The sequence below is a fragment of the Rahnella sp. P4_A8 genome (assembly GCF_056402435.1).
This window is the reverse complement of the sequence record NZ_JBFUHK010000259.1, coordinates 1-1170: the sequence shown is the minus strand read 5'-3', so window position 1 is coordinate 1170 and position 1170 is coordinate 1. Positions and strand designations below refer to the sequence as shown.

General features: G+C 38.0%; 1 protein-coding gene and 2 pseudogenes. All 3 read left to right on the top strand.

The genetic code is table 11. From position 1 onward, the window contains the following. A pseudogene (locus tag AC1DUO_RS25245) lies at positions 1 to 242 on the top strand (aminoglycoside phosphotransferase); the annotation flags it as partial. 153 nt (positions 243 to 395) lie between these two features. After that, positions 396 to 599, top strand: a complete 204-nt coding sequence (locus AC1DUO_RS25240) for a DUF6434 domain-containing protein (RefSeq protein WP_071842476.1) — start codon at positions 396 to 398, stop codon at positions 597 to 599. A 250-nt stretch (positions 600 to 849) separates the two neighbouring features. Next, positions 850 to 1170: pseudogene (locus AC1DUO_RS25235) on the top strand (DUF2971 domain-containing protein); the annotation flags it as partial.

The window sequence follows — 1170 nt, the reverse complement described above, 5'->3', positions numbered from 1 at the left end:
CCCTAATAAAGGGAATGGGCTCTATACAAAAATTTACCGATTTTTCAGAACGCTATAACTGTATATCTCGCCATTCTAAGCCTAATGATTTGGCTAAAGAAATTGCAATTGCCAAAGCATGGATTGTTACCGAGGTAGTGGTACTGCTTAATGAACGGCAGAAAAGTGATTTTCATTTATATCTCAACTGGTACAAAGAAAATCTTCCCGCTTGGTTAGATTACACTGTAAAAATGCTTTGATGTTCTCAAAACCACAGATCTACCATTGATGTGGATTCAAGTATGAATAGCGATGTCCGCTCCTCGCTCTTAACAAGCAATGAATTCGACGTTTAGACAATTTCGGGTATGAAACGAATGCTAAAAAATGAGTCATTACAGGGGGATTGTAAATTGAAAATAGATTGGCATAGCTCATTGCTTACACGTGCTACGAATGTTGATAAAAACTACAAAAACACTCAAAACGTCCGTCGTTTCATGATTAAGGAGTGTGGGGACGACTTTCGATTTAATCGAGAATTTATGGCCTGGATACGTAATGATGTTCCAAAAAATTTAGGTGATATAGCCGATGAGTGGAAACGCAGACAGTAATTGCAGGTCTGCATTTCGCTCATAGGTGCCCTGTTCCTGTTTGGCCGTTGTGTGCCAAGAGCGGACTGTGGATACTCCCAGACGGTGGTGGAAATAGGTGTATCCCCAGGCAAGGCTTTACATTCCAATCATAAAAGATAAGTATATCTCAGCAAGAAATTACGAAACTACCTCAGATGTATCTATTTAAAAATGGTAGTGATGAAAAAAAGGTCACGGTGGATTTTCCGCCTTTTTATGGGGGTGCTGTGTGTACTTATTTAAATATTATAGGCCGGACTTCTTCTTTGATAAAGCTATCAGATATAACGAATTTTATTTCTCATCAACAGAGCAACTAAACGACCCTAATGATTTAAAGACCTCTTATTATTTTGAGGATGACGTTTCTCTTTGGCAAAGGGTTTTGGAAAAAGAGACGTTTTTAGATGTTAAGGATTTAAAGGTTTTTTTGGATTTGGACGGTAACCATCTTGCAAAGCAATTGTGTCGGATATTTTTAGGTTGCTCTATTGATGGTTCCATTGAAGACCTTCAACTAATGTTCAAAAGATACGATTCAGATGTAGCA